Origin of the sequence: Paenibacillus agaridevorans (genome assembly GCF_018604145.1) — a bacterium.
In the GTDB taxonomy this organism is placed as follows: Bacteria; Bacillota; Bacilli; order Paenibacillales; family Paenibacillaceae; genus Pristimantibacillus; species Pristimantibacillus agaridevorans.
Genome location: NZ_CP075889.1, coordinates 1,193,331 through 1,208,999 on the forward strand (window position 1 = coordinate 1,193,331; position 15,669 = coordinate 1,208,999).

A 15,669-nucleotide genomic window follows, 5' to 3' on the forward strand; every position below is an offset into this window, starting at 1 on the left:
GATGAACAGCGAGAAAGCACGGCGCAAAGGGCTTTTCGTTTTCCGCATGCAAGAATACGGAGTCGGATACTTGTTTATGCTTCCCTGGATGATCGGATTTGCGGCATTTGTCGCCTTTCCTGTTGGCTGGTCATTGTACAACAGCTTTAATACGCTTTATTTTCGGGCCGGGGGGTTCTCCTACACATGGGTAGGTCTTGAAAACTATAAACGGGTATGGTTTGAGAATAGCAATTATCGCATTGAGCTGATAACGTTATTGCAGGAATTGGTCATCATCATCCCTCTAATCCTGATTTTCTCTTTCTTCGTAGCTCTGTTGCTCAATCAAAGGTTTCCCGGCCGCGGAGCGATGCGCGCCATCTTTTTCCTGCCAGTCATTTTTGCCACAGGGCAAGTGGTGATGGAGCTATTTACGCAGGGAGCAGGCGAGCTGCCCTTTATCGAGCAATATAATATTGAGGCCATCATCCATAAAAATTTTGATGAACGGACAGCGGCATCGCTTGTTGGCATTCTTAGTCAAGCCGTTATTATTTTGTGGTATTCCGGCGTGCAGATCTTAATCTTTATCGCCGGATTCCAGACGATACCGAAAACGATCTATGAAGCCATTCGCGTAGACGGCGCGTCTCCCTGGGAGAGCTTTTGGAAAATCACCTTTCCCGCCATGGTCCCCTTTATAGGGTTGAACGCCGTCTACACCATTGTCGATTTGTTCACCTTTCCGTTTAACAGCATCTTGGGCATTATTACGAGCAATATGTTTTCTCCAACGACAGGCTACGGTTATGCAAGCGCAATGGCATGGTTGTATTTCGCCTTAGTCTTACTGTTGCTGTCGGTAACGTTGGGCTTGACCTACCGTGCGACAAAAGGAAGGTGAGTGTGCGCGATGAAAATGGAAGACTCCATTAAGCAGATCAGGCTGGAAGTGACAAAAACTTTATCGAGCCGCAGATCGCAGCAGGTTAAGCGGGTTTTGCTCGGTCAAAATGTAAATGATGGACTGGTCGCGAAATTGATCATTTTTGTATTGCTGACGGTCATTGCGTTCCTCTATTTACAGCCTATTCTCGAAATGATATCAACCAGCCTCAAGAGCGTTCCCGATCTTATCGACCCGCTCGTACAACTAATACCGCGAGAGCTGTATTGGCAAAATTATGTCGATGCTTGGGATGGGTTGCGATATGTCGAAGCCTTTTTGGATACGATCTTTATTTCCTCCGTGGGATCGCTGCTGCAGGTGCTGTCCTGCTCGATTACCGGATATGCGCTAGCACGGCTGCGGTTTCCGGGGAAAAATATATTTTTTATTCTCATTATTGTTACTTTTCTCGTTCCGCCGCAAATAACCGTTATCCCTCTCTATATGATTTATGATCAGCTTAACTGGCTAGACACGCCGCTTGTTGTTTTTATCCCTGCGTTGTTTGGCCAGGGTTTGCGCGGCGCTTTGTTTATTATTATTTTCAGGCAATTTTTCCTGGCTCAGCCGAAAGCGCTGGAGGAAGCGGCCAAGATGGATGGAGCATCGATCTTCCGCCTGTTCTTCCGCATTATGCTGCCGCTTGCCGGCGCGGCAAGCCTTGTTGTGTTCTTATTTTCGTTCGTCTGGTATTGGAATATGAACAGCGATGCGGCTATGTTTCTTAGCAATGACTTCACCCCGTTGTCGATGAGATTGAACTCGCTCACAGCGGAGTTGATGGGCAATGAAGTGGTTAACGTCGGCGCTTACGGCAAGGATCCCATCTCTGAAGGGCCGAAGATGGCAGCCGCGTTTCTCATCATTATGCCGCCGCTAATTGTGTACTTGATTGCCCAACGCTGGTTTACAGAAGGTATTGAACGTACGGGGCTTGTAGAATAGCAGAAATCCGTTTTCGAGAACCGAAAACGTATACTTTTCGAGCGCCGCGTTAAGTCGGATTTTTTCGAGAAAAAGGACCTCATCCCACTTTACAGTGGAAATCGAGGTCCTTTCGCGTATCGATTGGAACGTTCCCTTATCATTCGAACACTTTTGGATAGCTCTTTTTGCTAGTTCAATCGGCGTTAGTGCTGTTGATACACTTTGCTGCTAAGTTCTTCGCACGATCGTTTGATCCAATCATGCACCCTGCCCCACAACTCGCCAGTAATACGAACGACTGGTATAGAGATGCTGATGGAAGCAGCCACCTTGCCCTCTGCATCCAAGACAGCGCCTGCAATGCAATGTACGCCGTCGACCGTTTCCCCCATGTTATAGCCAAACCCCTGGGTTCTTACTTTCTCCAGCTCCTTCAAGAGGTCGGGAAAGGTGGAGATCGTCTTGTCTGTAACCTTCTCCAGTTGATCGGTCGGATACAAGTCCCGCAGCTCCTCCATGGACAGATCGGCAAGTAAAATTTTTCCGGATGCCGTAGCATGGAGAGGCAATGTTGTTCCCAAGCTATGATTAAAGCGAAGCGCATGCGAGCTTACTTTCTCGCCAATGTATTGAATTTGATTCCCCACCCGTATGGCCAAGCTGACGGTTTCGTTTACATCATCGATAATTCGTTCCGCGATCTGATAGTATTCTCCGGTTAAGCTCGTATTTCGCATGTAGCCGGATCGAATGGTAAACAGCTTGTAGCCGATGCGGAACTGTTTTTTCGACCGATCCGTCTCCAGATACCCTCTGTTTAACATGTTTTGAAGAATGAGATACGTGCTGCTTGGCGGCATATTCAAGCTTTTGGCGATTTCAGTCAGATTATAAGATTCCTGTTCACCTGTAAAAAGCTCAAGTATGTCAAGCACACGATCTGCTGATTTAACCTTTGGTGCCTGTTGACTCATATTTCCAACTCCACCCTTCATAGAAAAGATTTCATAAATATGAAACCTAATATGATTCTACCTTATTTGCCGCGAAATGTCGATATGCCTGCTTCGAATACAGGCGGTAAGGCGATTTTTCCGCAAGCGTCTCTTAAGGCGAAAAGCGTCCATAGGCGTTAATAACGCCTATGGCTCCAAAAAATAGGCGAACGAGCGATTGTAGGCGTTAATAACGCCGATGGACCGGAAAGTAACTCAGATTAGCGCCCATAAGCGTTAGTAACGCCTATGGGTCCAAAAAGTAGGCGAACGAGCTGCTGTAGGCGTTAAAAACGCCGATGGACCGTAAAGTAACTCAGATTAGCGTCCATAGGCGTTAATAACGCCTATGGCTCCAAAAAATAGGCGAACGAGCGATTGTAGGCGTTAAAAACGCCGATGGATCGTAAAGTAACTGAGATTAGCGTCCATAGGCGTTAGTAACGCCTATGGGTCCAAAAAGTAGGCGAACGAGCGATTGTAGGCGTTAAAAACGCCGATGGATCGTAAAGTAACTGAGATTAGCGTCCATAGGCGTTAGTAACGCCTATGGGTCCAAAAAGTAGGCGAACGAGCAATTGTAGGCGTTAAAAACGCCGATGGACCGGAAAGTAACTCAGATTAGCGCCCATAAGCGTTAGTAACGCCTATGGCTCCAAAAAGTAGGCGAACGAGCAGTTGTAGGCGTTAAAAACGCCGATGGAAGACATGCCAAAGAGTGGACTTTTTGACACGATTCATGGTCTTTTTGATAAATAATATTCATATGAGCGAGAGTACACTGAAGAGGAGTTAGATTAATCGCGTTGACCTTGCAGGTCAGCTAGATGCGGAGGAGAGTTCAATGAAAAAGGTTCTCTTATTAGGTGATTCCATTCGTATGGGATATGACGAATATGTCAGGGATCTTTTGAAAGATAAATGCGAGGTTTATTACGACGCTAAAGACAATGGCCGTTTTGCGGCGTATACGCTCTGGCAAGCCAATCAGCTTTTTAGAAAGCATGGCAAATTTGATGTGGTCCACTGGAATAACGGTTATTGGGATATGAACATCGAAGCGCCCATGACGGAAGCGATTCATCCAATCGATGAATATATTCATTTTTTAAAAAGAATTATTGGCGAAATTCGCCGCAATGGCGCGGCGATTATATTCGCGACAACCACCCCGGTGCTCAGTAGCGGCTATTCGCTGGATAACACTGGGACAGCCGTACATATCAAATTCAACAATGATTGGGTTGTCCGCTATAATGAAACGGCTAAACGGGTGGCGGCCGAAGAAGGTATAACGGTCAACGATTTATATTCGTTAATGCTGCAAGATAAAAACTATTACAAGTGCGAAGATGGCCTTCACCTCACAGAAGAAGGTTATAGGTTATGCGCCGAGCAAGCAGCAAAACTGATTCTGGAGAAGCTGTAGAGGGAGTGGCATCGGTCGAGCGGAATTCGAGTGTTCTTGTCTTTGTGGCCAAAGATAAGGGCACTTTTTTTAATTTTTATGAGGTGCTACTGCAGCCATTCAAGTTAAAATAGGTAGGATATATAAATCGGGGAGTTGATAAAGTGTGGTCAAAGCTTAAATTTGATAACATACCTATTTTCACCAAAATTATTGTTACCTTTATGATTATCGTCTTGCCTTTGTTTACATTAAGCCTCGTGTTAAACGAGCTTGGCAAACGAGAGGTGAAAAGCCAAATCTCGCATTCGATCTCGACAACGATTCATTATTATTTCGCCAATCTGGAGAAGGAGCTGGAACGTGTTATCCGGGCACAGCAAACTTTCGTAAATGATGAAGATCTGCTGAAGCTGAGCAGTGCCAGTTCCATTCTGTCCGCTTATCAGCGAAGCAAAGCGATTAATGATTTGACGGACAAGCTTGTTGCCCTCAAGGACTCTAGCAGCTACATCAAGGATATTACCGTATACATCGATTCGATGGGGGGCGTCGTATCCACTTCTCACCTGATGGACCAACCGGGCATCAAGGAAGAGATGGAGGCAGTAGCGCTTGCTACCTATACCAATGGCGTCCCTATAACCGCCTGGGATCATCGACTGCATCTAAATTTAACTTATCCTACCTTTTTGTTGAACAAGGATAACGATTGGAAGCCGCCGGCGTTTATTCACAATATTGAGCTATCGCAAGAAGCATTGGCAGGCGCGTTGGCGTCTTTCCCTCAAGAAGGGGGAGCCTTGCTTTTTAACTCGAATTGGAGCCTTTCTAATGATCATTATCCGGAAGCGATTGAAACGGTGAGGGCTTATGTAGAACAGCGCGAAGGGCTGTCCTTTTCGACGGAGCAAGTGAAGGTCGGCAAAGAAAATTATGTGGTTGTTATTGATTCCTCCGCTTTTCTCGATGCGACTCTGGTCTTTTATTTTCCCGAGAATCTATTAGTAGGGCAGCTTAAAACTTACGGTACCTGGTTTTGGCTGCTTGTAGGCAGTTCCTTGATTATCGTTGTCCTGTTTTCGTATGGGATCTATCTTTTGATTCAACGACCTTTGCAAATGCTGGTTCGCCGGTTTAGAAGCGTGGAGGAAGGCAATTTAAATACAATCCAGATGCCTTTGCGCGCGGATGAGTTCGGTTACTTGTTTAATCGCTTTGACCATGCCGTGAAGCGGCTGCGAACGTTGATCGATGAGCTTTATGTACAGAAGATCAGACTTCAGCAATCGGAGCTCAAGCAATTGCAGATGCAGATTACGCCGCATTTTCTGTACAATAGCTTTTATATTTTGCATCGGTTGATTAAACACAGCGACAATCAAACGGCCGAATTGGTTTCCAAAAACTTAGGCGATTATTTTCAATTCATTACGAGAAACGGCTTGGAAGAAGTCGCGCTTAAGGATGAAGTGAACCACGTTCGTTCCTATGTAGAGATTCAAAATGTGCGTTTTTCGAATCGAATCGAAGTCGCGTTCGGCGACTTGCCTCCGGATTGCGAAGACATAAAGGTCCCGCGCTTAATCCTGCAGCCGTTGGTCGAGAACGTTTACGAACATGGGCTTGGCGACACGATTGCGGGCGGGAGTTTGCAAATCTGGTTCCGGCATGAGGCCGGTCAACTTTGGTTTTTCGTTCAGGATAACGGAGCCGGCATGACAGAGACGGAATTCGAGCTGCTATCCCGCCAGTTGGAGGGCCTGGAAGAAGGAGAAACGACCGGGCTCGTTAATATCCAGCGCCGCTTGAAGCTGCGATACGGCGACCGCGGCGGGCTGGAAGTGTCGCCTGGAGAAGAGAAGGGGCTTATTGTCCGAATCTATATCCCCGCCGATCCCAATCACAAAGGAGACTAATATGTACCGTATACTGATCGTCGATGATGAGCCGTTTATTGTAAACAATATTTTTCAGTTGCTTGCCGAAGGTTCGCAAAGGGAGCTGGAGGCATACCGTGCCTTTAATGTTTATGAAGCGCTAGACTGCTTGGCCCATAATCGAATCGATGTTGTTATTTCGGATATTCGAATGCCCGGCATGAGCGGCATTGAATTGCATGAGCGGATTATTCACAGCTGGCCAATGTGCAAAGTGATTTTTCTTACGGGTTTCAACGAATTTGACTATGCCCGCAAGGCCATTCGCATGGGAGGGGTAGTCGACTATGTGCTCAAAAACGAAGATGACCATGTGTTGCTCGAGGCGGTTGAGAAAGCCTTTGCCGAATTGGACAAGCTTGAGGAACAGATGAATCAGGATTTGCATGCAAAAACAAAGCTGCAGCTGGCGATCCCTGCGTTGCAAAAAAACACCTTGCTGGAAATGATAGCGGAACCCGTTCCTGCTCCCAAAGTACGCGCGAGGAAGTTTGCCGAATCCGATATGCCTATTTTGCCGGATAAACCCGTGTTCCTTGTTGTAGGAAGCATGGACGGCTGGGAAGAAGGAATGAGCGAATCCGAGAGAACGCTGCTTCTTTACGCTTGTCAAAATATTGCCGCCGAATATTTAATGCCGACTTGCATTCAACTCTCCTTTACCCTGGAAGCTTATAAAATCGTATGGTTTATTCAACCTGGAGCATGGATGGCCGGGGCAGCGGGAGATGACGAGCAGGAGCAGCGCGCGTGGAAGCATTTGAAAACAAGAGTTTATTCGATTATGGAAACCGTCCAGCAAACCTGTACGAAGCTGTTAAAGCATCCCGTATCTTTTGTTATCGCGCGCGAGCCTTACGGCTGGGAACAAATCGGGTCCCGGATGAAAGCATTGACGGATTTGCTGGGCCGGTATGCAGGCAACGGACAGGAAATGCTGATCCAGGATTCGGACAAACCGTCTTCGTCCTACGAACCGGCCGACGGGGAACATGCCGAGCAGCTCATCCTGTTTATACAGCATTATGTCACAGACCATCTGGGCGGGGATTTAAGTTTAACCGCGCTAGCCACCTTGGTCCATCATAGCCCGACCTATCTGTCCCGATTGTACAGGCGGACGACCGGCATGATGTTATCGGACTATATTACGCAGGAACGGATGAAGAAGGCGAGGATGCTATTGGAGGAAACAGGGATGAAGATTCAGGAGATAGCCGCAACGGCAGGTTATGAAGGCGCGTCCCAGTTCAACCGTTCGTTCAAGCGGCTCAACGGAATGACACCGCAAGAGTATCGGGAGCGCTCGATCATGGAGAAGGATTTCAAGAAGGCAACAAAGGTCAAGAAAGACAAGGATCGTCGATAGAACGGGGGAGAGGCGTATTTTATAATTGGAGATGCAAGCAAATAGGAACAGGGGGCTGGGATATGAAAGGCAAGACGGCAAATTTATTACTGCGATCCACATTAGTTAGCGTGCTCGTGTTGACCGCGGCCTGTACCAATCAAGGCAATGGAAACAGTACGAAGCCTGAGAACACCGAAGTCGCGGGGAACGGCGGGGCGGGAGAAGCCGTGAGCATGGAACCGCTTGGCAAGATCGATCCTCCGATTGAAGTGACTGCCATCCGAACGGTCAATTCCAATTTGAAGTTCGAAAACGGAGAAACCATCGAGAATAATGCATGGACAAAGCTGTATGAAGAGGAGTTTGGCATTAAAATCAAATATTTGTGGGTGTCCGATCCGTCCCAGTACGACCAAAAATTCAACATCGCGATGGCTTCCAACAAACTGGCGGACATAATGCCGGTCAACGGCATTCAATTCAATCAATTGGTGGAAGCCGGGCAGTTAGAGGATTTGACGGAAGCATTGGAAAATTACGGGACGCCGAAAATGAAAGAGCTGCTTATGAAGGACGGCGGGCTCGGCATCGAATCGGCGACCTTCGACGGGAAGCTGCTGGGGCTGCCGGTCAACCCGGGCTCGTTCGATACCGCGCCGCTCCTGTGGGTACGTACGGACTGGCTGGAAAAAGTGGGTTTGCCTGAACCGAAAACGATGGACGACGTGTTCAAAATCGCGGAAGCGTTCGTCACTCAGGACCCGGATGGCAACGATAAAAACGATACGCACGGGCTGGGGGCGGCCAAAGATTTTTATGGTCTGGAGCCAGGGCTCGAAGGGTTCTTTAATGGCTATCATGCCTATCCGAAAAGCTGGGTGGAGGATGAATCCGGACAGCTTGTCTACGGCAGCATCCAGCCGGAAATGAAGCAGGCGCTTGCCAAGCTGCAAGAGATGTATGCCAATGGCTATATCGACCGCGAGTTCGGCGTGAAGGATAAAGAAAAATTTATTCAAACCGTAAATGCCGGAAAGTTAGGCATGTTCTACGGCGCCGATTGGTCGCCGCTGTTGTTCCTGGATGGCAAGACGCTTGATCCCGAGATGGAATGGAAACCGTTTCATTTGCCCTCCATCGACGCTACGGCTGCCCGGCCGCAAACGGAATACAATATCGACCAATATTATGTAGTGCGCAAAGGCATGAAAAATCCCGAAGCGGCGGTCAAGCTGCTGAACGCGGCTAGCCACGACTGGGATCGGGAGAAGTATCCGCTAACGGATATGAACATGAACGGCGATGTGGAGAAATGGCAATACGCGTTGTTGCAAGCGGCTAATCCGATTCAGAACGTGGAGACCTACGAAGATGTTTCCAAAGCTGTGAAGCAACAAGATGAGTCGCTGCTTAATTTGACAAGCAATCCGGGGCAGGCGAATTTCTACAAGGGTATTAATGAATTCAATAATGGCGATTTGAACGGTTGGGGTTTTACGAGATTTTTTGACGCGATTACCGTCTTGTACGACTACCATACGAAGGATCAATTTAAGATGACGTCCTTTATCTCTGGACCGACGCAGACCATGGTGGAGAAAGAAGCGACCTTGTTGAAAATGGAGCTGGAAACGTTCACAAAAATCGTTATGGGCGAATCCTCTATCGACGCCTTCGATGAATTCGTCGTCAATTGGAAAAATCTTGGCGGGGATACGATTACTTCGGAAGTCGCTAATTGGAAGGCAAGCAAGTAGGGAACAGATTGGATGGAGACTCGGGGGGGGGGCAGGCGCGTATCCGCCTGCTTCTCCCGAGAATCCTACGCTAGGAGATGAATCGATTGTCGATTATGACGGTAACGGGAAAGGTGGGCAAGGATGCTCTCGGATGGGTTCTGCCCCATGAGCATGCTTTCATTGATCTAAGGCGATTGGTGCCGTCGCCCGTCGGCATCGCCCAGCAGAAGCTGGCTGGGGAACAAGTGGAGCTGCGCAATTTCGGAAAGCTGATGCGCAATCCGTATGCCGTGCTGGATAATGCGGTTATTGACGAAGAAGACGTCGTCCGCGACGAGCTGTTGCAGTTTAAGAAAGCGGGAGGGAAGACGTTCGTCGACCTTACCCTTCGCGATATCGGGAGAGATCCGGTTCTATTGGCAGGATTGGCCAGAGAGTTGGATTTGCACATAATCGCAGGCTGTGGCTACTATGTGCGGGGATCGCATCTGCCGGATATGGATGACAGAACGGTCGAAAGCATAACGGAAGAGCTGCTGCGGGAAATTACCGTCGGAATAGACGGAACCGCCATTAAAGCAGGGGTCATCGGAGAAATCGGAACGAGCGAAATCATCTATCCAAATGAACGAAAAACGCTTATTGCCGCCGCTCTTGCCCAGAAGGAAACGGGACTCGGCTTGCATGTGCATACCGATCTGTATACGGAAAACGGCTACGAAATCGTGGATCTATTAACCAAACATGGAGCCGCAGCCGAAAAAATATGCATCAACCATATCGATGTCGATATCCGAATGCCCTATATCAAAGATTTGTGTAACCTCGGCGTATATGTAGAATTTGATAATTTCGGCAAGGAGTTTTATGCGGACAAACGGGACCGAAGCGTGCTTCGCGGCTTATTCGCCCGGGATATCGAGCGGGTGAAGGCGATCAAGCAATTGATCGATTGGGGATTCCTGTCGCAAATCCTTGTCTCGACCGATGTTTGCCTGAAAACTTGCTTGCATCGTTACGGCGGCTGGGGCTTCGACCATATGCTGACCAATATTATACCGATGATGGAGGATGCGGGAATAACCCCCCGGCAGATCGAAACGCTGATGTGCCATAATCCTGCGCAATTTATGGATAATGGGGAGTCTTAATATCGTTCATTTAAAGGGCGACTGAACTGAAATGCAAGAAGGAGGATATTGAAAATATGGCAGTCATACCACAAGAAGAATATGCGCAAAGAGTCGAAAGGCTGCGGGCATTAATGCGCGAGCAAGGCTTGCAGGCCTGCCTCGTTTACGGGGATGAGTACAGAAAAGAAAACTTGCGTTATGTCGGCAACTACTGGCCGCTGTTCGAGCGCGGGGCGGCGATTGTGCCGCTCGAAGGCGATCCGTTTATTATCGCGGCGCCCGAGGGAGAGATGTTCTGCCGCGAGATGAGCGCTTGGCCGGATGTGCGGCTGTTGCCTGAATTCAACTGCGTCACGGTGCCGGATCAAATTGAATATCCGCATGCGAATTATACAAGTCTGGCCGCGATCAACAAGGAGCTTCAAGCCGGTACGGCATTGCGAAGGTTGGGCATAGTCGGGCTGGATGCGATACCGGTCCCGCTTATGCAAGCGATCGAGCGCGGCTTCGACGGGATTGAAATCGTCGATGCGTCAGACTTGCTGTTCCGGCTGCGGATGGCCAAATCGCCTCATGAGGTGGCTTGCCTGCAAGAGGCGGCGCGCATTGCCGATGCCGGCTATCGGCTGATGATCGAGCAGGTTCGGCCAGGCATGACCGAGCTGGAGCTTGCCGCGCTTGCCTATGGGGAATGTACTCGCCAAGGGGCCGAGAGCATCCCGTTCTGCTTGCTGACGAGCGGAGAGCGCGTCAACACGATTATCGGACGGGCATCGCGCAAGGTGATCGAAGACGGGGATATGATTATGGCAGCCATCGCCGTTCAGGTCGAGGGTTATGTCGCCACGCTGAACTTCCCGTTTGTCGCCGGCACGATCAGCGAGGAACAGAAGGCTTTTATCGACATTCTTGTTGAAGCGGAGGATATTGCTCTGTCCAAGATCAAGGCCGGGGAGAAGCAAGGCGAAGTCGTACGGGCTGTTAAAGGCTACTTCCGGGAACAAGGGGTGACGCCATACGACCTGTACCCGCCGATGCATGGCTGCGGATTGGCGGAAGCGGAATCGCCGTATCCGGACGAACATGCCGAGGCGCTATTCGAAGCCGGGATGACCGTCAACACGGATGTCAGCCTGTTCGGGCATCCGCATGGCTCCAACCGCATCGAGGAAAGTCTTCTCGTGACGGAGGATGGCTACGAATCGATGTCGCCGCTTGTCCGGCATCTGAGCAAAACGTGGAAAGAACAACGGATCATCTCAACCGGCATGATGGGATATGCGGAAGCATGAGCATGCAGAAGCTGAAGCAGCAGGTTCCTCTCCATCTGATGCTGGTTCCGGGCATCCTTGTCTTGCTTGTGTTCTGCTACTATCCGATGGCGGGGATCGGAATCGCCTTTCAAAAATTTATTCCGATCAAAGGGCTGTTCGGATCGGATTGGATCGGTTTCGGCAATTTTCGTTATGTCTTGAAGATGCCCGATATTTGGCAGGTTCTTTATAATACGGTTTTTATCGCATCGATGAAAATCGTCCTGGGCATGATCGTCCCGATTATTATTGCCATCCTGCTCAATGAATTGAAAGTCATGTTTATCAAACGCGGTGTGCAGACATTGATTTATTTGCCGCATTTTATGTCCTGGGTCATTCTTGGCGGGATACTGGTTGATGTTCTATCTCCTTCGGAGGGGATCGTGAACCAACTGATGCAGGCATTGGGATTGGACACCGTCTTTTTCCTGGGGAGCAACAATTGGTTTCCTTCCGTTCTGATTGTTTCGGATGTATGGAAGGAGTTCGGCTTCAGCACCATCGTCTTCCTCGCGGCGATAACCGGGATTAATCCCGCCTTGTACGAAGCGGCCATTGTCGACGGAGCGAACCATATGCGTCAAATGTGGCATGTCACGCTTCCCGGCATGGTCCCGATTATCGTCCTTATGGCAACGCTAAGTCTCGGCAACGTGCTGAACGCCGGCTTCGATCAAGTGTTTAATCTGTATAGTCCGAGCGTCTATCAGAGCGGAGATATCCTCGACACGCTGATCTATCGGATCGGGCTGCTGGATGCCCAGTTCGGGGTAGCCACGGCAATCGGCCTGTTCAAGTCGGTCGTATCGTTCGTTTTAATCGCGTTGTCGTATTTTCTGGCTTACCGGCTCGTCAACTACAGAATTTTTTGATGAAGGGAAGAACCGTGATGCTGCACCAAGCTTCTTTCGCAAGAAAAGCGTTTATTGTGGGAAACTATCTCTTCCTCATCTCGCTTTCGCTGCTATGCCTGCTTCCTTTAGTGCAAGTGTTATCCATTTCGTTCAGCTCCAGCGCGGCGGCATCGGCAGGCTTGGTCCAATTGCTTCCGGTCGATTTCGCGTTATCCTCATATGCCTACATTATGCAAAAAAAGGAGTTTATCGCTTCTTTTCTAGTGACGCTGCAACGATTCGGACTTGGCTTCCTGATCAGTATGAGCTTGGCCGTAGTATCCGCTTATCCATTGTCCAAGGAACAAAAGGATTTAAAGGGACGCAGCGTGTACGCCTGGTTTTTCGTATTTACGATTTTGTTTAGCGGCGGACTGATTCCGACTTATATGGCAGTCAGTCAAACCGGGTTGATCGATACGATCTGGGCGTTGGTCATTCCTAGCGCGGTTTCCGTATTTAATGTGATCTTGCTACTGAATTTTTTTCGGGGTTTGCCCAAGGAAGTGGAAGAATCGGCGTTTATGGACGGAGCCGGTCATTGGACGGTATTGTGCAAAATGATTCTTCCGATGTCCATGCCGGTTCTGGCGACCGTCGCCCTGTTTACGATGGTTTTTCATTGGAATAGCTGGTTTGACGGTTTGATCTATATGAACTTTCCAGAGAACTATCCTCTGTCTACTTATTTGCAGTTAATGGTTATTAATAGCAACCCGATGAAGACGGATCCCAATCATTTGAGCGGCATCTTGGAAATATCCGAGCGGACGACCCGTTCCGCCCAAATTTTTCTCGGCGCGCTGCCGATTTTGATTGTGTACCCGTTTCTGCAACGATTTTTTGTCAAAGGCATTGTACTTGGCAGTGTGAAGGGATGAGCAAAATGGGCGGAGAGAGCAAGACGCATGCAAGCAACGGCGAAATTAGCGGTGCCGGTGCAGTTCCTTATGAGCGCTGGGTTTGGATCGAACTCATCGGCTTCGACAACGGGCAGCCGGATTATGCCGTTCAGGCCTATCTGGACAGGACGGGATTTATACCGGATAGCGTCTCCCTGTTGTTCTACACGCCTGATTTTGTCCATGCGCATAAGGGGATGGAGGCGGAGTGGCGGCTGCCGATGGAGATCTGCTCCTATGGCGCGCGTCCTTATAGCAGGGATAGGGCCAGGCAGGCTTGGACCAATTATGAACTGAGGGGTCTCGTGCAAGAGCTGCAGAAGCATGGGATCGAGGTATACTGCGCGTTTTTTGATATTTTTCAGTTCGACGGCGAGGACGGCAGCGTGGAGCTGGCCAAAAGCGTTTGGTGCGCCGACCATCCCGAGCTGTACGAAATGCGCAAGACGGGCGAGCCTTTCCCGGGCATTAATCCGCTGAGGCGCATGAAGGACGGCAGCTATTACGAGGATCGGTTTGTTCCTGAATTAATGCAGGTGCTGGAAGACTATGGATTCGATGGCTATCATGGCGCGGACGGTTATACCAGCCCCAGGCTGAGCCTCGCGGAAACCGACTATTCAGATGATATGGTCGGGCAGTTTCTCCAATGGAGCGGCGCGGCGCTGCCCGGCGATTTGACGGCCGTCTGCGATCGCAACCCCGGCGCCATGGAACGGCGCGCGGACTGGATCTGGAGCAACCAGCGGTTGCAATGGATCGAATTCCATGGCAGCAGGTGGGCTCAGCTTTGGCGCAAAATTATGGCAGGGATACGTCAAGCCGGGAAAAAGGCGTTCGTGAATACGGCGTGGACGAGAGAACCGTTCGAAGCTCTGTATCGTTACGGCGTCGATTACAAGATGCTCGCGGAAACGGGGATTGACGGCTTTATCGTCGAGACCGTGGGCGCATCGCTGTCGGCGGGGGCCGGCGAAACCGAATATGAACCGGGTACCGAGTTTATGTCCATGCTGCTGATGATCAAAGCGTATGTACCCCATACGAAGCTGATATGCCTGAATGCGCTGGCGGATACGCACGAGCAGTGGGATGCGATCAGCCATGCGCCAACCGTGCTGGAGCGGGATATCCATACGTTAACGAGCATGTATGTCATCGCGAACGGCGAACCGGCACGATGCGCGGCAGGATTTATGGCTTGCCTCGGGGACGGCATCAGCCGGGAAGGCTGGAAGTGGATTACCGCCCGCTGGAATTTGGGGTTCGCGGCGCGGCCGCAGCGTATCGTGGGAGCCGCTTTGGTCTGGTCGGACGCCATGCTGCAAGCTTCCTTGCAGGAGTATGCGGAGCTGCGGACATGGCCTGCGCATAAGTATGCGAATGAGCTCCTGTCTCGCGGCGCGCCGGTGCATTCAGCCATCGGCATCGCAAGTGTACCGGCCTTCGATGGTCCGATTCTCGTTACGAATTTGCATTTGCTGCCCGAAAGGGAACTGCAAACCGTACTCGCTTATCGAGGCGGGGCGGCTATTCTGATCGGTCGCCTGACGGAGCGCGTCGCCGGGGCGTTAAGGCAATTCGATATTCATGAAGGGCATGACGCTGGCAAGCAGATTTGCATCGTTCGTCCTGTCGGCATGGATACCGGCAGCATTTACTTTATGGAAGAACATCATCCGGAAGCGCAGGAATGGACGCCGGGGTTGGCGCCGGTTGTCGATGCGATCGCCTGGACCAAAAGCTTGGACTACCGTCCGGTATCGGAGTCGTTTCTTGCCCGGGCAGCGTCAGAAATAATTGCAGTCGTTAAAGCGCCCAAAGTGTGCAAGAACGAAGCTTTTATTGGCGTTGCCGCTCTTGAGGCGACGGATGGCCGCCAACGGCTTCTGCTTACCAATACGCATATTAATTATAAATCCGCGCATGTAGATATGGGAAAGCCTATTCAGCGGATTGAAGTGTTGACGGAATTTCCCGGCGTTCCCGTTAAGCCGCGAGGTTCAGCATTTAGTCTGTATGTACCGGGAAGAGGCGCGGTTATTGTAGACGTTAGCCTGTAGAATAGCCGGTCAAGGGAGGAGGTGATGAATGCGACCCTAACAGATTACGAGGAAACAAGGGGCTGAAGTGA

12 protein-coding genes are annotated in these 15,669 nt (G+C 50.0%); 11 read left to right on the forward strand and 1 reads right to left on the reverse strand.

The features are described from left to right. The first annotated feature begins 1 nt into the window (after position 1). A complete protein-coding gene (locus KJW29_RS04685) occupies positions 2–886 on the forward strand; it encodes a carbohydrate ABC transporter permease (protein WP_187105015.1) in 885 nt (294 codons plus the stop codon). Positions 887–895: 9 nt separating this feature from the next. Then, positions 896–1,876 (forward strand): carbohydrate ABC transporter permease, encoded by a 981-nt coding sequence (locus KJW29_RS04690; RefSeq protein WP_214628931.1) that lies wholly within the window; start codon positions 896–898, stop codon positions 1,874–1,876. Between the two features lie 185 nt (positions 1,877–2,061). Here KJW29_RS04690 and KJW29_RS04695 read toward each other — a convergent pair whose 3' ends face one another. After that, positions 2,062–2,832 (reverse strand): IclR family transcriptional regulator, encoded by a 771-nt coding sequence (locus tag KJW29_RS04695; protein WP_246608587.1) that lies wholly within the window; start codon positions 2,830–2,832, stop codon positions 2,062–2,064. Between the two features lie 865 nt (positions 2,833–3,697). Between KJW29_RS04695 and KJW29_RS04700 the strand changes: the two genes are divergently transcribed. The 9 genes from KJW29_RS04700 (at position 3,698) to KJW29_RS04740 (ending at position 15,598) form a co-directional block, all read left to right on the forward strand. Next, positions 3,698–4,282 (forward strand): SGNH/GDSL hydrolase family protein, encoded by a 585-nt coding sequence (locus KJW29_RS04700; RefSeq protein ID WP_214628933.1) that lies wholly within the window; start codon positions 3,698–3,700, stop codon positions 4,280–4,282. 143 nt (positions 4,283–4,425) lie between these two features. Then, positions 4,426–6,180 (forward strand): sensor histidine kinase, encoded by a 1,755-nt coding sequence (locus KJW29_RS04705; protein WP_214628934.1) that lies wholly within the window; start codon positions 4,426–4,428, stop codon positions 6,178–6,180. A 1-nt stretch (position 6,181) separates the two neighbouring features. Continuing rightward, on the forward strand, positions 6,182–7,570 hold the full coding sequence (locus KJW29_RS04710; protein ID WP_214628935.1) for a response regulator transcription factor: 1,389 nt from the start codon (positions 6,182–6,184) through the stop codon (positions 7,568–7,570). Positions 7,571–7,632: 62 nt separating this feature from the next. Further along, positions 7,633–9,309, forward strand: a complete 1,677-nt coding sequence (locus KJW29_RS04715; protein WP_214628936.1) for an extracellular solute-binding protein — start codon at positions 7,633–7,635, stop codon at positions 9,307–9,309. 95 nt (positions 9,310–9,404) lie between these two features. Next, entirely contained in the window at positions 9,405–10,442 is a 1,038-nt protein-coding gene (locus KJW29_RS04720; protein ID WP_246608802.1) for a phosphotriesterase family protein, read from the forward strand. A gap of 56 nt (positions 10,443–10,498) precedes the next feature. Then, a complete protein-coding gene (locus tag KJW29_RS04725) occupies positions 10,499–11,716 on the forward strand; it encodes a M24 family metallopeptidase (RefSeq protein ID WP_214628938.1) in 1,218 nt (405 codons plus the stop codon). Beyond that, positions 11,713–12,612, forward strand: a complete 900-nt coding sequence (locus KJW29_RS04730; RefSeq protein ID WP_214628939.1) for an ABC transporter permease — start codon at positions 11,713–11,715, stop codon at positions 12,610–12,612. Before KJW29_RS04725 ends, KJW29_RS04730 begins: the two co-directional genes overlap by 4 nt. Positions 12,613–12,629: 17 nt before the next feature. Continuing rightward, positions 12,630–13,514: a carbohydrate ABC transporter permease gene (locus KJW29_RS04735; protein WP_214630997.1), complete on the forward strand. Its 885-nt coding sequence runs from the start codon at positions 12,630–12,632 to the stop codon at positions 13,512–13,514. Then, positions 13,511–15,598: a hypothetical protein gene (locus KJW29_RS04740; RefSeq protein ID WP_214628940.1), complete on the forward strand. Its 2,088-nt coding sequence runs from the start codon at positions 13,511–13,513 to the stop codon at positions 15,596–15,598. Before KJW29_RS04735 ends, KJW29_RS04740 begins: the two co-directional genes overlap by 4 nt. Positions 15,599–15,669 lie beyond the last annotated feature (71 nt).

Coding starts and splice junctions, on each gene's coding strand:
- KJW29_RS04725 (WP_214628938.1), top strand. CDS start 10,499: ATGGCAGTCATACCACAAGAAGAATATGCGCAAAGAGTCGAAAGGCTG.
- KJW29_RS04715 (WP_214628936.1), top strand. CDS start 7,633: ATGAAAGGCAAGACGGCAAATTTATTACTGCGATCCACATTAGTTAGC.
- KJW29_RS04690 (WP_214628931.1), top strand. CDS start 896: ATGAAAATGGAAGACTCCATTAAGCAGATCAGGCTGGAAGTGACAAAA.
- KJW29_RS04695 (WP_246608587.1), bottom strand. CDS start 2,832: ATGAGTCAACAGGCACCAAAGGTTAAATCAGCAGATCGTGTGCTTGAC.
- KJW29_RS04700 (WP_214628933.1), top strand. CDS start 3,698: ATGAAAAAGGTTCTCTTATTAGGTGATTCCATTCGTATGGGATATGAC.
- KJW29_RS04740 (WP_214628940.1), top strand. CDS start 13,511: ATGAGCAAAATGGGCGGAGAGAGCAAGACGCATGCAAGCAACGGCGAA.
- KJW29_RS04735 (WP_214630997.1), top strand. CDS start 12,630: ATGCTGCACCAAGCTTCTTTCGCAAGAAAAGCGTTTATTGTGGGAAAC.
- KJW29_RS04685 (WP_187105015.1), top strand. CDS start 2: ATGAACAGCGAGAAAGCACGGCGCAAAGGGCTTTTCGTTTTCCGCATG.
- KJW29_RS04720 (WP_246608802.1), top strand. CDS start 9,405: ATGACGGTAACGGGAAAGGTGGGCAAGGATGCTCTCGGATGGGTTCTG.
- KJW29_RS04730 (WP_214628939.1), top strand. CDS start 11,713: ATGAGCATGCAGAAGCTGAAGCAGCAGGTTCCTCTCCATCTGATGCTG.
- KJW29_RS04710 (WP_214628935.1), top strand. CDS start 6,182: ATGTACCGTATACTGATCGTCGATGATGAGCCGTTTATTGTAAACAAT.